General features: G+C 47.8%; 12 protein-coding genes. 10 read left to right on the top strand and 2 right to left on the bottom strand.

Annotated features, from left to right (window positions below; all coding sequences use genetic code 11):
• Nucleotides 1–54: 54 nt before the first annotated feature.
• The 5 genes from ACYQ2M_RS01940 (at nucleotide 55) to ACYQ2M_RS01920 (ending at nucleotide 7264) form a co-directional block, all read left to right on the top strand.
• Nucleotides 55–939 (top strand): DUF58 domain-containing protein, encoded by an 885-nt coding sequence (locus tag ACYQ2M_RS01940; protein ID WP_459914619.1) that lies wholly within the window; start codon nucleotides 55–57, stop codon nucleotides 937–939.
• Complete coding sequence (locus tag ACYQ2M_RS01935) at nucleotides 940–1629, top strand: DUF4381 family protein (protein ID WP_459914618.1); 690 nt, start codon at nucleotides 940–942, stop codon at nucleotides 1627–1629.
• A 6-nt stretch (nucleotides 1630–1635) separates the two neighbouring features.
• Nucleotides 1636–2634 carry a vWA domain-containing protein gene (locus ACYQ2M_RS01930; RefSeq protein WP_459914617.1) on the top strand — a complete coding sequence of 333 codons (999 nt, stop codon included), beginning with the start codon at nucleotides 1636–1638 and terminating at the stop codon, nucleotides 2632–2634.
• Between the two features lie 5 nt (nucleotides 2635–2639).
• A complete protein-coding gene (locus tag ACYQ2M_RS01925; RefSeq protein WP_459914616.1) occupies nucleotides 2640–4646 on the top strand; it encodes a VWA domain-containing protein in 2007 nt (668 codons plus the stop codon).
• Nucleotides 4647–4750: 104 nt separating this feature from the next.
• Nucleotides 4751–7264, top strand: coding sequence for a BatD family protein (locus ACYQ2M_RS01920; RefSeq protein ID WP_459914615.1), 2514 nt, complete (start codon nucleotides 4751–4753; stop codon nucleotides 7262–7264).
• Here the strand turns inward: ACYQ2M_RS01920 and ACYQ2M_RS01915 are convergent.
• Together ACYQ2M_RS01915 and ACYQ2M_RS01910 are read right to left on the bottom strand one after the other, a co-directional pair.
• Nucleotides 7261–9216, bottom strand: a complete 1956-nt coding sequence (locus tag ACYQ2M_RS01915) for a GspE/PulE family protein (protein WP_459914614.1) — start codon at nucleotides 9214–9216, stop codon at nucleotides 7261–7263. The two genes, ACYQ2M_RS01920 and ACYQ2M_RS01915, sit on opposite strands and share 4 nt — an antisense overlap.
• A gap of 1 nt (nucleotide 9217) precedes the next feature.
• The gene (locus tag ACYQ2M_RS01910; RefSeq protein WP_459914613.1) at nucleotides 9218–9604 is read right to left on the bottom strand and encodes a hypothetical protein; all 387 of its coding nucleotides are present in this window, start codon (nucleotides 9602–9604) and stop codon (nucleotides 9218–9220) included.
• A 476-nt stretch (nucleotides 9605–10080) separates the two neighbouring features.
• Here ACYQ2M_RS01910 and ACYQ2M_RS01905 point away from each other — a divergent pair, with 476 nt between their 5' ends.
• From ACYQ2M_RS01905 to ACYQ2M_RS01885, 5 genes are all read left to right on the top strand, one after another.
• The gene (locus ACYQ2M_RS01905; RefSeq protein WP_459914612.1) at nucleotides 10081–10629 is read left to right on the top strand and encodes a prepilin-type N-terminal cleavage/methylation domain-containing protein; all 549 of its coding nucleotides are present in this window, start codon (nucleotides 10081–10083) and stop codon (nucleotides 10627–10629) included.
• 28 nt (nucleotides 10630–10657) lie between these two features.
• A complete protein-coding gene (locus tag ACYQ2M_RS01900) occupies nucleotides 10658–11248 on the top strand; it encodes a PilW family protein (protein WP_459914611.1) in 591 nt (196 codons plus the stop codon).
• Between the two features lie 144 nt (nucleotides 11249–11392).
• Nucleotides 11393–11818, top strand: a complete 426-nt coding sequence (locus ACYQ2M_RS01895; RefSeq protein ID WP_459914610.1) for a type IV pilus modification PilV family protein — start codon at nucleotides 11393–11395, stop codon at nucleotides 11816–11818.
• A 149-nt stretch (nucleotides 11819–11967) separates the two neighbouring features.
• On the top strand, nucleotides 11968–12510 hold the full coding sequence (locus ACYQ2M_RS01890; protein ID WP_459914609.1) for a PilX N-terminal domain-containing pilus assembly protein: 543 nt from the start codon (nucleotides 11968–11970) through the stop codon (nucleotides 12508–12510).
• Nucleotides 12511–12528: 18 nt separating this feature from the next.
• Nucleotides 12529–17487 (top strand): PilC/PilY family type IV pilus protein, encoded by a 4959-nt coding sequence (locus ACYQ2M_RS01885; RefSeq protein ID WP_459914608.1) that lies wholly within the window; start codon nucleotides 12529–12531, stop codon nucleotides 17485–17487.
• Nucleotides 17488–17536: the final 49 nt, after the last annotated feature.

Raw genomic sequence — 17536 nt, 5'->3', positions numbered from 1 at the left:
CAAATACCCATAACCCAGCAACCAAAAATTTCAGTTTCCATTGAGGCCAACCCAATGAAAATGGTCCCCGAAGACATCATAAAAAAAATCAAACGCATCCACATCAAGGGAAGCCGCACGGTGAACACCCTGATGGCCGGGCAGTACCGGTCTGTGTTCAGGGGATCGGGCATAGAGTTTGAAGAGGTTCGGGAGTACAGCCCCGGCGATGATGTAAAGGCCATTGACTGGAAAGTGTCTGCCCGACTGGGTCGTCCCTTTATCAAACGATACAGAGAGGAGCGCGAAAGCATTGTGATCCTCCTGGTGGACATGAGCGCCTCCCAGCGTTTCGGCACCTTTTCCGGATTAAAGCTGGAAAAGGCAGCGGAGGTGGCCTCGGTTCTGGCCTTCAGTGCCATAAAAAATAATGATAAGGTGGGGGCCATCTTTTTCACCGATCAGGTGGAAAAATACATCCCGCCCAAAAAGGGGGCTGGCCATATCTGGCGGTTGATCCGGGAGATTTTTACCTTTGAGCCCCAGGGTCATGGTACCCATATCCGGGCCGCATTAGAATACCTTGCCACGGTGTCCAGAAAAAAGACCCTTACCTTTATTATTTCTGATTTCATTGCCCCGGATGTAAAAAAAACGCTGATAACCGCCCGTCAGCGCCACGAGCTCATCGGGGTAATTGTTTCCGATGCCGGGGAAGCCACCCTGCCTTCCCGGGGCATTGTCACTGCGGGAGGCCTGGAATCCGGGGAACAATGGATCTTGGATGCCGGAGATCCCCGGGTTCGGCAACGCTATCAGTCCTGGAAAAAAGATCAGATGGCAGGTGTTGAGGCGGCTTTGACATCGGCCCGGGTGGATTATTTTCATATGCCCACGGATCAGTCCGTGGCAGATGTATTAACGCTGTTTTTCCGGCAGCGGGAAAAGAGGTTGCGGTAAATGCAGGATATTCATGACATAGAACCACCGGTGCCGGTGGGCATGGATCCTTTTTTAATCCAGATGCTCATGATTCTGGCGGGGATACTGGCAATTGTTGGATTGGGTCTACTTTTGTTTTTTTACCTGAAACGCAGAAGACAGCACCGGCTTTCCCAAAACACGCTGATGTTGCCCCCCCCTCTGCCGCCAGATCAGACAGCCATGCAGGCCCTGGATGCCCTGGAAGATGCCATGAAAAAAGATCCCAGGCAATATTATTTTGATATTTCGGCCATACTGAAAATATTCATGGGAAAGGTATTTGATATGGGGGTTCCGGAGATGACCACCAGAGAAGTCCTGGCAACCCTGTCCGGACTTGCCCTGGATAAAGACCTCACCGCCCGGACCCGGAACTTTTTTGAGTTTGCAGCCATGGTGAAATATGCAGGCGTTACCCCGGATGTCCCGAGTATCCGAAAAGATACTGATCTGGTCAGGGATTTTATCCGCTTTGTCACCGTCCGTTCGGCCACCTCCATGGAAGAAAATTCGAACCGGAATCCGGTGGCCATGAACTCCGCAAAAGCACAACTTTCAACGGGTCCAGATATCCCGTTAAAGGACAGAACTTCGGATAATTTCATTCCAAACTCACAAAACCCCGTCACAAAAGATAATCGTTCATACATCCCAAAGGGGCAGTGATACACCATGTTTAGATTTGCATCCCCCTTATTTCTGCTGTTTGTGTTTGCCCTTCCCCTGGCCATGCTGGTGCGCCGACGGCGCCATCGTCCCATCAAGCTCATGGCATCCCATAACGATCTTTCACGCATCCAGCCAAAATCATTTATGCTGGTGTTTTCCCGCTTGCTTCCTGTATTTAAATATGCGGCCCTGCTCTTGATGATCATGGCCCTGGCGCGGCCCCAGTGGGGTACCCGGAAGATGAACGTCACCACCGAAGGCATCAACATTGTCCTGGCACTGGATCTGTCTGAATCCATGGCGGCCCTGGATTTTAAGCGGGATGGTAAGATTGTCACCCGCCTGGAGGCAGTGAAGGGGGTGGTCAACGATTTTATCATGAAACGGGATGGTGATCGTATCGGCATGGTGGTGTTCGGCTCCCAGGCCTTTACCCAACTGCCCCTTACCCGGGATTACAACACCATTTCCTTTGTGCTGGATCGTTTGAAAATAGGGGCTGCCGGTCCCAGTACAGCCATTGGTGATGCCGTGGGTATCGCCTTTAAACGTTTGTCCGACATTGAAAGTAAATCCAATATTATCATTCTTTTGACCGATGGCCGCAGTAATTCCGGCCAGCTCTCCCCCGGGCAGGCCGCAAACATTGCCGCCACCGCCGGGGTAAAGATTTACACCATCGGGGTGGGAAGCCGGGGCAAGGCCCCCTTTCTTGTCAATGATCCTTTGTTGGGGCAGCGGTATGTGTACCAGCAGGTGGACATGGACCATGATGCCTTGAAAGAAATGGCAGAAAAAACCGGTGGAATGTTCTTTGCGGCAAAAAACATGGATGAACTGGAAAAAATCTACCAAAGCATTGACCGCCTGGAAAAAACCAAGGTGGAGGTGGATGCCTGGGCCGAGTACAATGATCTCTATCCCTGGTGTGTTCTTCCGGGCCTGTTTCTGCTTGGCGTTTATATTCTCCTTTTCAATACGCGGCTGATGAGGATTCCCTGATGGATATGAAATTTGCACACCCTTATATGTTTTATCTGATATGGATTGTGATCCTGCTGGCCGGGGTAACCATTTACGGTATTCGGAAACGAACCCGCATTCTTTCCCAGTTCATGTCTCTGTCCCTGGTGCCCGACATGGCTCCGGGGGCCGCTTCCCGGAGACGTTGGACCAAAGGGGGGCTTTTGGTGTCAGGCTTTTTACTGGCGGTGTTGGCCCTCACCGGGCCCTTGCTGGGATTTCGCTGGGAAAAGGTGGAGCAGAAGGGGGTTGATATCATGATTGCTCTGGACTGCTCCCGCAGCATGCTGGCAACGGACATCAAACCCACGCGGCTGGAGCGGGCCAAAAGAGAGATCATAGATCTGTTAAAGATGATGCAGTCTGACCGGGCAGGCCTGGTGGCGTTTTCCGGCAGTGCCATTCTTCAGTGTCCGCTTACCCTGGATCATTCTGCCTTTAGCCTGTTCTTAAAAGCCTTAAGCCCGGATTATCTCCCCATGGGCGGCACGGATTTAAGTGGAGCCATTGCCACGGCTCTGAACGGGTTTGAATGGGATACTTCATCGGAAAAGGCCATTATTATAATCACCGACGGCGAAAATACCAGTGGAGATCCCATGAAAATGGCCCGGGAGGCCCTGGAGAAAGATGTGCGCATTTTCTGTATCGGCGTGGGCAAAAAAGAGGGGGCTCCCATACCCGATGCCGCCGGGGGATTTAAAAAAGATGCAACGGGAAGTATTGTCATGTCCCGGGTGGATGATGAAGGCCTGGAAAAAATAGCCGCACTCACCCGGGGAATCTACGTAAAATCCGTTGCCGGGGATATGGATCTGGATTTGATATACACCGGGCAAATTTTGAAAAACATGGAGCGTACAACTGTCCAGAGCGGTCGGAAAAAGGTGTGGGAAAATCGATTCCAGTGGCTGCTGCTGCCCTGTGTGCTTTTGTTGATTCTTGAGCTTCTGGTGTCTGAAAAAGGTAAAAAAGACAATGGGTATTCCCAAAGCCATCTGACCTTGTGGTTGATTTTATGCCTTGCTGGATACATTGGTCTGGGGGGTATACCTCTGGCCCATGCCGGTGCATCAAAAAGTGTGGCCCAGGGCATTGAAGCCTATGACAAAGGGGAGTGGGACAAGGCGGAGAAATCCTTCATTGATGCCCAGCTGGACAGACCGGACATGCCTGAACTGTATTACAACATCGGCAGCGCGGCCTATAAAAGAGGTGATTATGGATCGGCCGCGGTCAATTTCACCCGGGCCATGGACACCGAGGATGCCGATTTAAAGCAAAAGGCAACGTTTAATCTGGGAAACACCCAATATCGTAAGGGTAATCTTGAAGACGCTCTGGAATCTTTTAAGAAGATACCGGAAACCTCGCCGCTTTTTCAGAAATCCACGGAAAATATTGAATTTGTAAAACAGAAAATCCAAGAGCAGAAGAAAGCTGCCCAGGACCAGAAGTCTTCCAATGGGGATCAGAAAGACGATTCAAAGAACTCCGAAAATAAAGATTCCGACAACAAAGACGCTGACAAGGGTGAGCAGCAAAAGCAAGATCAACAGAAAAAGAATCCCCAGGACAACGACCAGGGCCGGAACGATCAGGGAGATAAAAAGCCGGACAGCCAGCCCGATGGGCAGAACTCCGCCGATCAGAAGAATGAAAAATCCGCCCCGGACCAGCAGCCCCCCAACCCTGGAGAGAATCAAGATACGCCTTCACCGACGGCCGGACAAGATGAAAAACAAAAATCTGAAGAAGATCAGGCCACCGGAGCCGGTGCAGATCAGAAAAATCAACAGTCGGGTCAGGATAAAGAAAAATCCGGTGCGGCTGCATCCCAGGCCGCTGAAACACAGGACACCCCGGAGCAGTCCCAGGGCATGGGTGCCCTTCAACCCCTTCAACAGCAGATGCTTGATCGTCTGGAAGATCAGCCGGGTCGGGCCATGATGCCGGTGTATTCCGGCCAAAGGGTTGAAAAGGACTGGTAGGCAGGTCAGTGGGGATGTGGGGTGGCCTTTCCATTGACGGGTCATAATTTATGATGGGTGAAAAGACAGTGTGAAAATGGGTATTTAAGGAGAAAAACAGATAGATGTTTAAAATCATTTTTCAAATTATAATGGTTGTTGCTTTTCTTTTTCCCGACCAGGGGTTTGCCTTTTCCGTCACCGCCCAGGTGGATCGCAATGAAATATCCATCAACGATTATCTCGGGTTAAAGGTTGTCTTTGACGGGGGCGAAGGAGAGGTGGATACCGCTCCCATAACGGATTTTCAGATTGTATCCCGGAGCAGCAGCAGTAATGTCAGCATTATCAACGGCAGTTATTCCAAAACGGTGACGGCGGTGTTTCAGCTGCTACCCCGCACCAAAGGCCGTCTTGCCATTCCCTCCCTGCCGGTATCCCATGAAGGAAAAGTTTATCACACCCAGCCCATTGAAGTGATGGTTGCAGATTCACCTGTGGCTCCGGAAGATAACCGTGATATCTTTGTCCGGGCAAAGCTTTCCCACGAAAAACTCTTTGTGGGCCAGCAGGGCATTTACCGGTTTCAGCTGTTCAGCGCGGTTCAATTTTCCAATGCCCGGCTCCAGAAGCCCGAATTTGAAGGCTTCAGTGTGGAAGAAATGGGCGAACCCCGGGAATTTACCCGGAATATCAATGGTCGAAGATACCGCGGGGTGGAGATCAGTTATCTCATTATCCCCAGAACACCGGGACGTCTTACCATTGACCCTTCCTTTCTTTCCTGCGATGTGGTGGTCCAGGACAGAACCCGCAGCAGGGACCCCTTTGGGGATTCATTTTTTTCCAATGGTTTTTTTGCCATGGGCAGAACCCAGCCCCGCCGATTTTCAACAAAGGCCATCTCCCTTGAGGTGATACCCCTGCCCCCCCATGATGAAAAGGTGCCGTTTTCCGGTCTGGTGGGGCAATTTAATTTTTCCGCTTTCCTGGATAATAATGCCATAAAGGCCGGAGAGTCCGCCACATTAACGGTGACCCTCTCCGGTACCGGCAATGTCATGGATGCAAAAATGCCGAAACTTACCCTTCCGGATTCGTTTAAACTTTACGAGGATTCCCCGGTGGAGGATATTCAATTAACCCCAAAGGGCTACCAGGGCAGCAAAACCTTTAAACGCGCTCTGGTGCCGGTATCACCGGGGACATTCACCTTGCCGGTTATTGATGTCTCTTACTTTGATGTGGTGGACAATGCTTACAAAACCCTTACCAGCCCATCCATGACCTTGACAGTGGCCCCGGGTGCTGCCCAGGAACAGCCATTGGTGACAGCAACCACGGCACCCCCTGCAGACAAGGCTGTAACACCGCGCCAGGTGGCCTTCACCGGCAGGGATATTCTTGAATTGAAAGAAGGCCCCGGCCTGCTCACCACCCGGTTTTCCATGCCCTTTTCCCTGTTCATGCTCTTGTATCTGCTGCCCTTTGCCCTTTTCTTTCTGGGGCAGGCGGTCTTTCGGATGATGAATAAGGGGGCAGATCCCTTGATGCTCCTGGGAAAAAAAGCGGATGATTATCTGAAAAAAAGCGAGAACAGTGACGAGGATGATCAGGGTTTTTTGCGAAATCTGTATATGGCCATGATGTGTCGTATGCTTTGGGTTGCCAGGCAGCCGGAGCGATCCCTGACCATTGCCGAGGCGTGTGAAATGCTGAATAAAAAGGGGGTGGCATCGGAAACGGTGAACCAGGTGGGGGATGTGATGTACGACATTGAATCGGCCCGGTATGGCAAAGGCGCACTGGATCACCAAGCAAGAAAGGTCTTATTGGGTAGAGTAAAGGCCATCATGAAACTGCTTTGTCTGGTACTTGTTTTCGGGATGTTGACAGGCGTATTCCCCACATGGGTGAATGCCCAGCCCAGGGAGGTCAAAGATTCCGGCCAGGGAACCACCCATGGGACCACCCTGCTTGAGGGCATATCCGCCTATAAAGAAGGTCGGTTTAAGGCGGCGGCAGAAACATTTTCCCATCTGGCATCCCAGGGCATGGAAAACGGGGAGCTCTACTACAATGCAGGCAACGCCTTTTTAAAAGCCGGTGATATTGGCCGGGCCATTTTGTGGTATGAACGGGCAAAAATGCTTATGCCCCAAGATCCGGATTTACGATTTAACCTGGCCCATGCAAAAACCTTTGTCCAGGATAAATCCGATGCCCCGGGGATTGATTTCACCGACATGCTCTTTTTCTGGAAAAACTATCTGCCCCCTTGGCTGATGGTCTGGGCAGCCATTTTCTTGTCTGCAATTTTTGCCGTTTATGCCGGTGTCCGGACCCGCAAAAAAAAACGGGTGTTCACCCTGGCCGGTATTATTTTTTTTGTGGCCGTGATCCTGGCTGGCACCACCGTCTGCTATGACTACTATGAAAAAGAAAATGGCCGGTTTGCCGTCATTCTTTCCAGAGAAGCCGCCATTCATTCCGGCCTCTCCTCTGATTCTACCACCCTGTTTGTGCTCCATGCCGGTACCCGGGTGCGGGTGGAAGAAAAACGTGATGGGTATTTGAAAATTATCTTTTCCAGGGATAAGATCGGATGGATCGGCCCTGACGATGCTGAGATGATTTAACCCTCCCCCTGCCAGGTGACCCGCAATACTTCCTCAAAAGTGGTTTCTCCATTCAGCATTTTTAATACGGCATCTTCTCGAAGGGTATTTAACCCTTCATGGGCCGCCCGTTTCCTTAAACTGGACACATTGACATCTCCAGATGTCATTTTTTTCAATGATTCCGAGTAGGGCAGCACTTCAAAAATGGCACTTCTGCCTCTGTAGCCGGTGTGTCTGCACTTGATGCAGCCTTTTCCCCGGTGAAGGATTATTTTTCCGTTCTGTGCAGATGCAATTTTTTCGCCGGAGGTCTTCTTTTCTGGACTATCTCCGTTCTCATTACCATCCACGTCGATTTTCCGGGAAATACTGGTTTCTGTCCAGGAGCCAATCGGGATTTTGTCGTTATCCTCCACATTTTTCTTTTTATCTTCCGGAAGTCTTAACCCCATGGCCAGCAGTTCCGTTTTATCTATTTCAAAGGATTCCCGGCAGTGGGGACAGATGCGCCGCACCAGGCGTTGGGCAATGATGCCCGCAAGAGATGACTGCACCAAAAAAGGCGGAATTCCCAAATCCAGTAGCCGGGTAAGGGATGACACGGCATCATTGGTATGAAGAGTGGATAAAACAAGATGCCCGGTGAGTGCCGCTTGTACTGCACTCTGGGCCGTATCCAGATCCCTTATTTCCCCCACCATGATAATGTCCGGGTCCTGGCGCAGGATGTTTTTTAATATGGTGCTGAAGGTGACATCAATGGCTGGCTGTACCGCAATCTGATTGAAATCTTCGTGGATCATCTCAATGGGGTCTTCAATGGTGGTGATATTTACCGCCGTGCTGGACAGCTGCTTCAGGGTCGAGTAGAGGGTGGTGGACTTGCCGCTTCCCGTGGGACCGGTGACCAGGATAATCCCATGGGGCAGGGTGATAATATTTTTATATTTTTCCAGGTCCTCCGTTGAAAATCCAAGCTTGGGAAGGTCCTGGAACAACACCTCGGGGTCCATGAGTCGAAGCACCGCCTTTTCGCCAAATGCCACCGGAATGGTGGAGACCCGGATTTCCACCTCAATTTTATCCTTCTGGGTTTTGATACGACCATCCTGGGGCCGTCTTTTTTCCGCCATGTTCAGCCCGGACAAGGTTTTGATGCGGCTGATAATGGCATTGTGTACCCGGCCCGGAAGGGTATAAACCGTGTGAAGTATCCCGTCGATGCGCATGCGCACCAGACATGTTGTCCGTTTAGGCTCAATGTGGATGTCACTGGCCCGCTGATCCAGGGCATAGGAAAAAAGATGGTCCACGGCATTGACAATGTGCTGGTCCGTGGCGGGCAGCTCATCACTTGATTTCAGGCGCACCAGCTGTTCCAGGTTGCTCAGTTCCCCCCCTCTTTTATGGGAAAACTGGGTCTCTGCTGCGGTGATGGACTTTCGGAACCCGAAGCACTCGGCAATGAGTCGCATGACGTCGGTCTTGCCGCTGACCACTGGACAGGCCCTTAGCCCCGACACCCGTTCAATGTCATCCATGGCCTCATGGTTAAAGGGGTTTGGGGTGGCCACCCGGATGATTTTCCCTTCCACTTCAAGGGGTAAAACCAGATGCCGAAGGGCAAAGGAGTGGGGGATGGTCTGGGTTACGACATTGAGATCCAGGGTCAGGGGATCAATTTTTTTATAGGGTATTTTCCAGGCGTTGGCAAGGGTTTCGTAGAGGAGGTCTTCATCCACCTCTGTGCCCGGATCATCCTGTTTCTTCAGCTTCAGGGCCAGGAGCACATCCATGAAATAGATGGGGGGAAGGATGGTGTTTTTTGAGTTCCCCTTCAGCCTTGCCTGTTGCTGTTTTTCCAGGACACAGCGGATCTCCTGTTCATTTTTCAGGGCTGCATTGACCTGTTTTCTGGACAAGATTTCACTGTTGAAAAGAATTCCGGCTATTTCTTTTGACGGTTTCACATTAGATCAAACCCATTGATTTTAAAAAAGCTCCCAATGCACCCACAAAGGAAATTCCAATGGAAATAGTAAACATCCGAATGGTGAATCCCCGCTGTTTACTACCCCTTTGTTCAAGTGTGTCTGTGACTCTGTTAATGGATGTTATCATCTGGTCAAGGCGCTGATCCATATCAATTTTTATGCTGTCAAAACGCTTATCAACATCCGTGTGAAATTTGTTGATATCATTATTTGTCCTGTTGATTTGAATTTGCATATGATCAAACCGAACCTCAAAGTATTTAGAGGTGGGGATGATATTTGCCACCAAGACATCCATGGTCTTTTTATCCAGGGTCAGGCTTTGAATGTCTTTCTCATCGGGTATGTTTTCCCCTTCTACCATTATTAATGATTCCCTCCTTTTTTTAATGTCTGAATTCTATACTATTGTCCAATCTATTTCAAGTCTTCCTGTTTTCTCTAAATTGCCACTTTTTTCATGAAAATCGGCTTTTTGCAACGGCGGTGGATATGTTTTCTAACTGGATGTATTGATTTTACAGCTTAATTATCAATGCTTGTGAAAAAAAAAAATGTGTTTTATACTGATCTTTAAAGTTTAGGTTTGTGGATTTATGCAAAAAAACGTCAATACTTTTGCCAAAAAATGATCAATTTTGATAAGATTACGTGCCGGTTGGCATAGAAGAACTTTCCATATTATGGATGGGGAATATTCCTCACCCTCCTTTCAGGGTTTTTTAAAAAAATTGTGTCATTGTTTGAAATTAATTCTTCTTATGATGTATCATTCTTGCATATTCTCTCTTTACTGAAACCACATAGATAAAGGGCTGTTCGTCTGCTGGAGAGTATTTGATGATGAATGAAAATAAAAAATCAATTTCAGGCTTCACATTGGTGGAACTGATGGTTGTGGTTGCAATTATCGGAATCATGGCTGGCATTGCAATACCCAGTTTCATTGGGTGGCTGCCGGATTATAGGCTTCGGAGCGCAACAAGGGATATTGTTTCATGTTTGCAGGAAATGAAGTTAAGAGCTGCCTCGGAAAATTCAAACACGGTTGTGATTTTTGATCTTACTGGTGAACGCTATCAGTCTTTTGTCGATGATGGGGGAAATGATGGTTCTGGCACCGCCAATGACTATCTGCATAATGGTTCCGAGATTATTTTAAAAAATATTACTTTACCCACTGGTGTTGAATTTATCAGCTCTACATTTTATTCAACGCCATCACCCTACTCTTCGACATTGGTGTATTTTGGGTTTAATAGTAGAGGTGTGCCGGTCAGCAATAAGAGTACCAACTTGATAAATGGGGGAACAATTGTTCTTCAAAATTCTAATTCGAAGAATATGCAAGTGGTGGGTAATATAGCAGGTAATGTCCGAGTGCCATGAACGGAACAATTGTTTTTACGGAATGAAAATGGGTAAATATTTAAAAAATAATATTGGTTTCACCTTAATTGAGCTGCTTGTTGCCATGGCTATTTCAATTATTGTGGCTGCAGGAATATTTATTGCCTATAAGAGTCAACAGGATGCACAGTTGGCACAAAAACAGATTGTTGAAATGCAGCAGAATCTGCGAGCTGCTTTATATATTATGACAAGGGACATTAGGATGGCAGGGTATGACCCTGATGGTGGGAAAAATGCTGGAATAACAAAAATAGGAAATGGAACGGATGGCAATCCGTTGGGTTTCACCTTTTGGGACGACGATGCTGGCACATTGGAAACAATTGAATACGATCTTTACGATGCTTATGATGATGGAGACATGGATATCGGAAGAAAAATTGGTAGTGCAAACCGTCAGGCCATAGCAGAAAACATAAATACACTTCAGTTTGTCTATTTCAAGGCAGATGGCAGTGTTGCAACAACTATATCAGATGTCCGAAGTATTCAAATATCCATTGGAGCAACCATTAATTTTGGTGCAGTTGACCATACATTGGGGAATAACCGCATGTTGACCACCATAGTTAAATGTAGAAACTTAGGATTATAGTCTGGGAATCTGGTGTTTATATTTCAGGATTTCGGATTACGATCCGATTTTTCAATTTTTTTTAATTCTGATTTTGGGGCTTTGCCAGCAAAAGAATCGGGGTAAAATGTGTTTCTGGTTTGTCCAGATTAGGGAATGTGAGTGATGGGTTCTGAATTGTCAACGATTGAAACAAAAGTGTTGATTTGTGAGAAAAAGGCCTTCACACTTATTGAAGTGCTGATAGCCCTGGTAATTCTTTCATTTGGTATTCTTGGTGTGGCACAAATGCAGATATCTGCAATTCGAGGAAATGCAGATGCAATGAAACGATCTGAAATTTTAATTGCCGCCCAAAAGCAGATAGAGAAGATGATGCAAGTTCAATATGATACGATTTCAGAAGGTGAGACGACCTTGGGATACAGTGATGATGACGCTATTCCGGAAGACTACATGCTGAAGTATGTTGTTACCACTGTGAGTGAATGTAAAAAAATAGAACTGACGATGTCTCCTGTAACTGTATATGAATACAGGGTTCAACCAACAGCAAATATAACTTTTTTGAAAGCTAAAGATTTAAAATGAAGGGCTTGGTCACAACATGGGTCATCCGTTACAGTTGGTAAGCCTGACACCTCCCCAAAGTGGCCCATGTTGTGACCAAGCCCTAAATGAATTTGTGACCGAGGTAGATCGTGGGAAGATTTCGAAATAAGATTATCAGAGGAAAGATAATGAATTATCAGCAAACAAAGACTGCTTTTAATAATTCAAATGGATCTACCATTGTCATTGTAATGCTCATTCTTGCTGTTTTGACGATACTGGGAATTTCGTCAATAAACACCAGTACCATTGAACTTCAGATTTCACACAATGAACGGATCTATCAGGAAAACTTTTATCTGGCGGAAGCGGTTGCACTGGAGGGTGCCCAGAGCCTGGAAGTGACCCCTGAAGATGTTCTTGATAATAGAGCTCTGCCTTTGCAATGGTTAAAAACTGTCAAATGGCTTGAAGATAACGACGTTGATATGACGCATGTGGAATCGTGGGACACTACTGATACGCCAAATGCGTCGGTATCCACTGTTATTACCGATAGCCGAGGCACTGTACTTTTTTCAGCAATTGAAGAGAAACTGGCCAAGGGGGCTTCCTTGGATATGAGTGAATCAAACAACATGTATGAATACACGGTTCGGGGACTATGTGATGATTCCCAAAACGGAAATGGCCACGTGCTCATAGAGATCGGTTATAAAAAAAGGCATTGAAAGAAAAAGGGGGAGATCATGGGAGCCGAAAAAGACTATGGAACGGAATGTCATGGAAACGGTTCAAGTATTCTTCTGAAAATAAGAACGTTAATTATTTTGAGCCTTCTGGCTCTTTTTTTCACCATGGGATTGCCGGGCTTGGTCCGGGCAGGGCAAATTCAAGTTCTTATTGAACCAGAAACGGCCAGGGATGCCGGTGCTAAGTGGTTTATTGAGAGGCGATCAGGCTTCAGTTGGGTAGAAATAGGAGGATTGAGGAGTAGTGGTGATTCTGTTTCGACCAATGGGGGCACTCAATATAGAATTAATTTCACTGACATCGGTGATGAGTGTGATCCCCCCAATTCATTCACAAGATATGGTTCAGGGAATAAAACATATACCAGATCCTACAATTGTGACGAGCACACCATTTATGCCGAATCCAATGATCATGGTAGTATTTCCCCTAATGGCTATGTAACTGTAACCCATGGAGAGAGTCAGGCTTTTACCATAACTCCAGATGATGGTTATCAAGTGCAATCGGTATCTGTGACCGATAATGATGGTAACTGGGTTGATGCAGGCGCTGTGACAAGTTATATATTTTCTAATGTAGTCGTAAATCATTCGATTCAGGTCTGGTTTGAGCAGATTCCCTCCCATAGCATTTACGCATATGACTTGTATGGAGGCAATTTTTCCCCCAGTGGTTTTATAAATGTAACACATGGAGCAAGTCAGACCTTTACTTTAGCGCCGGATGTGGGGTATCAAGTTGAATCTGTTTGGGTGACAAATGATTTTGGGTATTGGGTCAATGTTGGAGCGGTGACAACTTACACATTCTCAAATGTTGTTGTTAATCATTCTATCTGGGCCAGATTAGAGCCGATTCCCTCCTATACCATTACTGCCACGGCCGGGCCCAACGGGACGATTGATCCTCCGGGAACGGTGTCTGTGAACCAGGGAGATACGGAGACATTTTTCATAATCCCTGCAACCGGGTATCAAGTGAACACGCTTGTCGTGGATGGGGTTTCCCAGGAACCGGTTACCAGTTATTCCTTCAGCAATATTGACGCCAATCATACCATTGCGGTGACCTTTGAAAGAAGATCCTATACAATATCTTCCGGTGCCGGGGAGGGGGGGAACATTTCTCCTTCCGGTGATGTGACAGTGTATTATGGTGACAGCATCACCTTTAGCATTACCCCTAATGTGACCTATGAAGTCGCCGATGTCCTTGTGGATGGGGCTTCTCAAGGCCCGGTGACCACCTACACTTTCAGCAACATTGCAGGCGATCATGCCATCTCGGTGACCTTTAAGCTTAAGTCCGTGATTTATACCATCACGGCTTCTTCAGGGAACGACGGAAACATTTCACCTTCCGGAGCCGTTTCCGTGGCCCAGGGGGATGACCAGACCTTTACCATGACGGCAGACACAGGATACCAGGTGGATGACGTTTTGGTGGATGGGACCTCCGTGGGAGTGGTTTCTGCCTATACTTTCAGTAACGTTGATGCACATCATACTATCAGTGTCACCTTTGACAGTGTACTGCCAGCATCCAGTTGCGTGGATATCTCTGAAATGCCGTTGAGCAGTCAGCTCCAGGCGGCACCAGCCAATGTCATGTTTATCTTGGATGACTCCGGCAGCATGGACTGGGAAATCATGACCGATGAATCCAACGGCCTTTTCAATGTGGGCTATGATGAATTTGCCTATGTGTATGCCATGAGTGACAACCAGGATTCCAGTACCGGCACCGACGAACCCTATGGGTATGACAGGATGTACTGGAAACCCCAGTTTCATGTATACAACAGGATGTATTACAATCCAGCATCCACCTATGTGCCCTGGCCCAACAAAAGCAATGCCTCTCCCACATCTGCCCGGTCCAACCCGGACAGTTCCAGCCCCACACTCAACCTGACATCGGAATATACCGACAGCGGTGGATTATCAGTCAAAAATGCACACTATTACATCTGGTATGATCTGGATGGAGACGGCAACTGGATTGATGAGAATAATCCGGCCAACAATGCCGATGACGATGAAATTTACCTGGTAAACCTGGATGGAAGCATTAAGTACTACCGATGGAATGGAAATGGCCCTCATTTTGACTATTCGGAAGCCACATTTGAGTCAGATCCCCCCGATGCAATTGTCCCCAAAAAGATAGACGGCACAGAACGAACTTATACTGAAGAGCTTCAAAATTTTGCCAACTGGTTTTCTTACTATAGAAGAAGAGAGTATTCAGCCAAGGCCGCCGTTTCCAATGTAGTTAATACCATGAAGGGGGTTCAGGTGGGATATCTTTCCATTCAAGAGCGCCTGAAGCAGACAGTATTGAAGGTGAAGGTTCAGGAAGGGGGCAGTACCGTGGACAACTCTGTGACTCTTTTAAATAGTTTGTACGATAATTACAATTCAACCGGCGGTACCCCCTTGCGCCTTGCCCTTAAAAATGTGGGTCGTTACTATGACAAGGATGATGGGTACACCGGTGGCCTTGGCAACTCTCCCTATGCCAGTGCCGAGGATGGGGGGGGCTGTCAGCAGAGCTTTGCCATTTTAATGACCGATGGATTCTGGAACGGCAGCAGTCCCAGTGTGGGGAATCAAGATAGTGACCAGGGCACCCCCTATGCAGACACTTATTCTGAGACCCTGGCTGATGTGGCCATGAAATATTATAAGGACGATCTTTCAAGCAGTCTGGATAACCTGGTGCCCACCAGCTATTTTGATAGTGCCACCCATCAGCACATGATCACCTATGGCGTCTCCTTTGGAGTGACCGGCACATTGGATCCAGATGATTTTGATCTGCATAACAGTAACCCCGATAACCGTGTTTACCCCAACTGGCCCGATCCCTTCAGTGGGGATCAACAGAAGATTGATGACATGTGGCACGCAAGTGTTAATGGGCGTGGGCAGTTTCTCAATGCGTCCAATCCCGAAGAACTTGTCAATTCCCTGGTAACAGTGATGCAGAACATTGATTCCCGTACTGTTTCCGACGCTTCAGTGTCAGTGAACGGGGAAGAACTTCAGGCTGGAACCGTTATTTTTCAGTCCAGTTACACCACCGATGGATGGGCCGGTGATCTAAAAGCTTACAGCATCAATCAAACCACGGGGGAGGTGATCCGGGACACCTATCTCTGGTCTGCCGCCGAAAAGTTGGATTTGGCCGATTGGAATACAGGCCGGGAAATCGCCACATTTGATGGTGCTTCTGGGGTTTCCTTCCGATTTAATTCCCTGACAGATGCTCAGAAGGCATTGATAACGGAAAATGAGGTTAATTATCTCAGGGGAGATTCTTCTCTGGAATCCCAGGAAGATAACGGCGGTTCCTTCAGGGATCGATATTACAAGCTGGGAGATATTGTCCATTCTGCCCCCTTATTTGAGGAGAATGTCCTATATGTGGGAGCTAATGACGGCATGGTCCATGCTTTTGATGCCGATACCGGAGAGGAGTTGTTTGCGTATGTGCCCAACCGGGTGTTCCAGAATCTTAAGCGCTTAACCGAATCGCCCTATGCCCATAAATTTTTTGTTGATTTAACCCCCTATGCCAATAAGATTGGTGATTCTACTTTTCTAGTCGGGGGCCTGGGCAGGGGGGGGCAGGGATATTATATGCTGGACATCTCTTCTCCAGAAGGCAATGTGGAAGGTAATGCAGTGGACTGGGTGAAATGGGAATACCCCCGGGACAACACCTCTGCCACTGAGGTGAATGATCTGGGATATAGTTTTAGCAAGGCTATTTTGATACAGTCAAATGATGCAAGCATTGGGACTGACGGTTGGGTGGTGATTTTTGGGAATGGGTATAACAGTGCTAACGGCCATGCTGTCCTGTTTGTGCTAAATGCTGACACCGGTCAATTGGTAAAAACTATTGATACCGGTGTCGGTGCCTGTAACGGTATGTCAACACCTGTACCCATAGATGTAGATGCCGACCTGAAGGTTGATTATGTGTATGCGGGCGATTTAAAGGGCAATCTCTGGAAATTTGATTTGACGGCTGATTCCAGCAGCAATTGGGATGTAGCCTATAAAGAAGGATCCACTCCCATGCCCTTGTTCCAGGCAAGGGATGCCAGTGGCAATGCTCAGCCCATTACCTCTAAACCTGATGTCATGTGGCATTGTGAAAAACATGGTTATATGGTTATGTTTGGTACTGGACGATATCTGGGTGATACGGATTTTGACATTGCAGCCTCCCAAACCATTTATGGTATTTGGGATTATGGGGATGACGATGATGATAGTGAGTATCTGGGGGTATTTACCAGACCTGGTCTTTCTAATCAGCTTGATACCGTAGAGCTGCTGGCCCAGACCCAGATTGACTGGCGAACAGTCAATGGACATAACCTACGGACCCTGAGTGATAATAAGCCCAACTGGGAAACCGTTGCCGACACTACCTCTGGAGAATCGCCGAATCCAGGATCCGGGAGTGAGGGAGTCATTGCAGATGCAGGATGGTATTTTGATCTGCCCATTGACCAGGGAGCATCCGGTCATGAGCGTGTTATTTCTGACGCCATTGTTAGGGATGGGAAACTCATTATCACCTCTTTTCGACCAAAGGATACCCCCTGTGATGCAGGTGGCAGTTCCATCGTTCATGAAATGGATGCCTGCAGTGGCGGAAGGCTTGATGACGCCCAGTTTGATATCAATGACGATGGTATAATTGATGAGGATGATAAAATTAATATCGGTACACCGGAGGATCCTGAATGGGTCCCCCCCACCGCCCTGGATTTTCCAGGTCGGCTTTATCCACCTGTTATTGTGAGAATTCCCGGAGGATCTGGGCCTGATATAGAGGTTAAATATTTCAGTGCCACCACGGGTAATATTCCCATTGTCAGAGAAAAGGCAGAGCAAAAGGGAATGTATTACTGGCGCGAGGTGGAGCCATAATTGAAAAATATTTTTCCGGGGTCAGTAGGGTCTTGAAACAAAATACAGG

This window comes from Desulfocicer niacini (assembly GCF_054657595.1).
Note: the sequence above shows the minus strand (reverse complement) of the source record. Positions and strands in the feature narration are given on the sequence as shown.

What these genes read in the sequence shown, in the direction of transcription:
- ACYQ2M_RS01940 (WP_459914619.1), top strand. Translation starts at nt 55, where the DNA reads ATGAAAATGGTCCCCGAAGACATCATAAAAAAAATCAAACGCATCCAC.
- ACYQ2M_RS01935 (WP_459914618.1), top strand. Translation starts at nt 940, where the DNA reads ATGCAGGATATTCATGACATAGAACCACCGGTGCCGGTGGGCATGGAT.
- ACYQ2M_RS01930 (WP_459914617.1), top strand. Translation starts at nt 1,636, where the DNA reads ATGTTTAGATTTGCATCCCCCTTATTTCTGCTGTTTGTGTTTGCCCTT.
- ACYQ2M_RS01925 (WP_459914616.1), top strand. Translation starts at nt 2,640, where the DNA reads ATGAAATTTGCACACCCTTATATGTTTTATCTGATATGGATTGTGATC.
- ACYQ2M_RS01920 (WP_459914615.1), top strand. Translation starts at nt 4,751, where the DNA reads ATGTTTAAAATCATTTTTCAAATTATAATGGTTGTTGCTTTTCTTTTT.
- ACYQ2M_RS01910 (WP_459914613.1), bottom strand. Translation starts at nt 9,604, where the DNA reads ATGGTAGAAGGGGAAAACATACCCGATGAGAAAGACATTCAAAGCCTG.
- ACYQ2M_RS01905 (WP_459914612.1), top strand. Translation starts at nt 10,081, where the DNA reads ATGATGAATGAAAATAAAAAATCAATTTCAGGCTTCACATTGGTGGAA.
- ACYQ2M_RS01900 (WP_459914611.1), top strand. Translation starts at nt 10,658, where the DNA reads ATGGGTAAATATTTAAAAAATAATATTGGTTTCACCTTAATTGAGCTG.
- ACYQ2M_RS01895 (WP_459914610.1), top strand. Translation starts at nt 11,393, where the DNA reads ATGGGTTCTGAATTGTCAACGATTGAAACAAAAGTGTTGATTTGTGAG.
- ACYQ2M_RS01890 (WP_459914609.1), top strand. Translation starts at nt 11,968, where the DNA reads ATGAATTATCAGCAAACAAAGACTGCTTTTAATAATTCAAATGGATCT.
- ACYQ2M_RS01885 (WP_459914608.1), top strand. Translation starts at nt 12,529, where the DNA reads ATGGGAGCCGAAAAAGACTATGGAACGGAATGTCATGGAAACGGTTCA.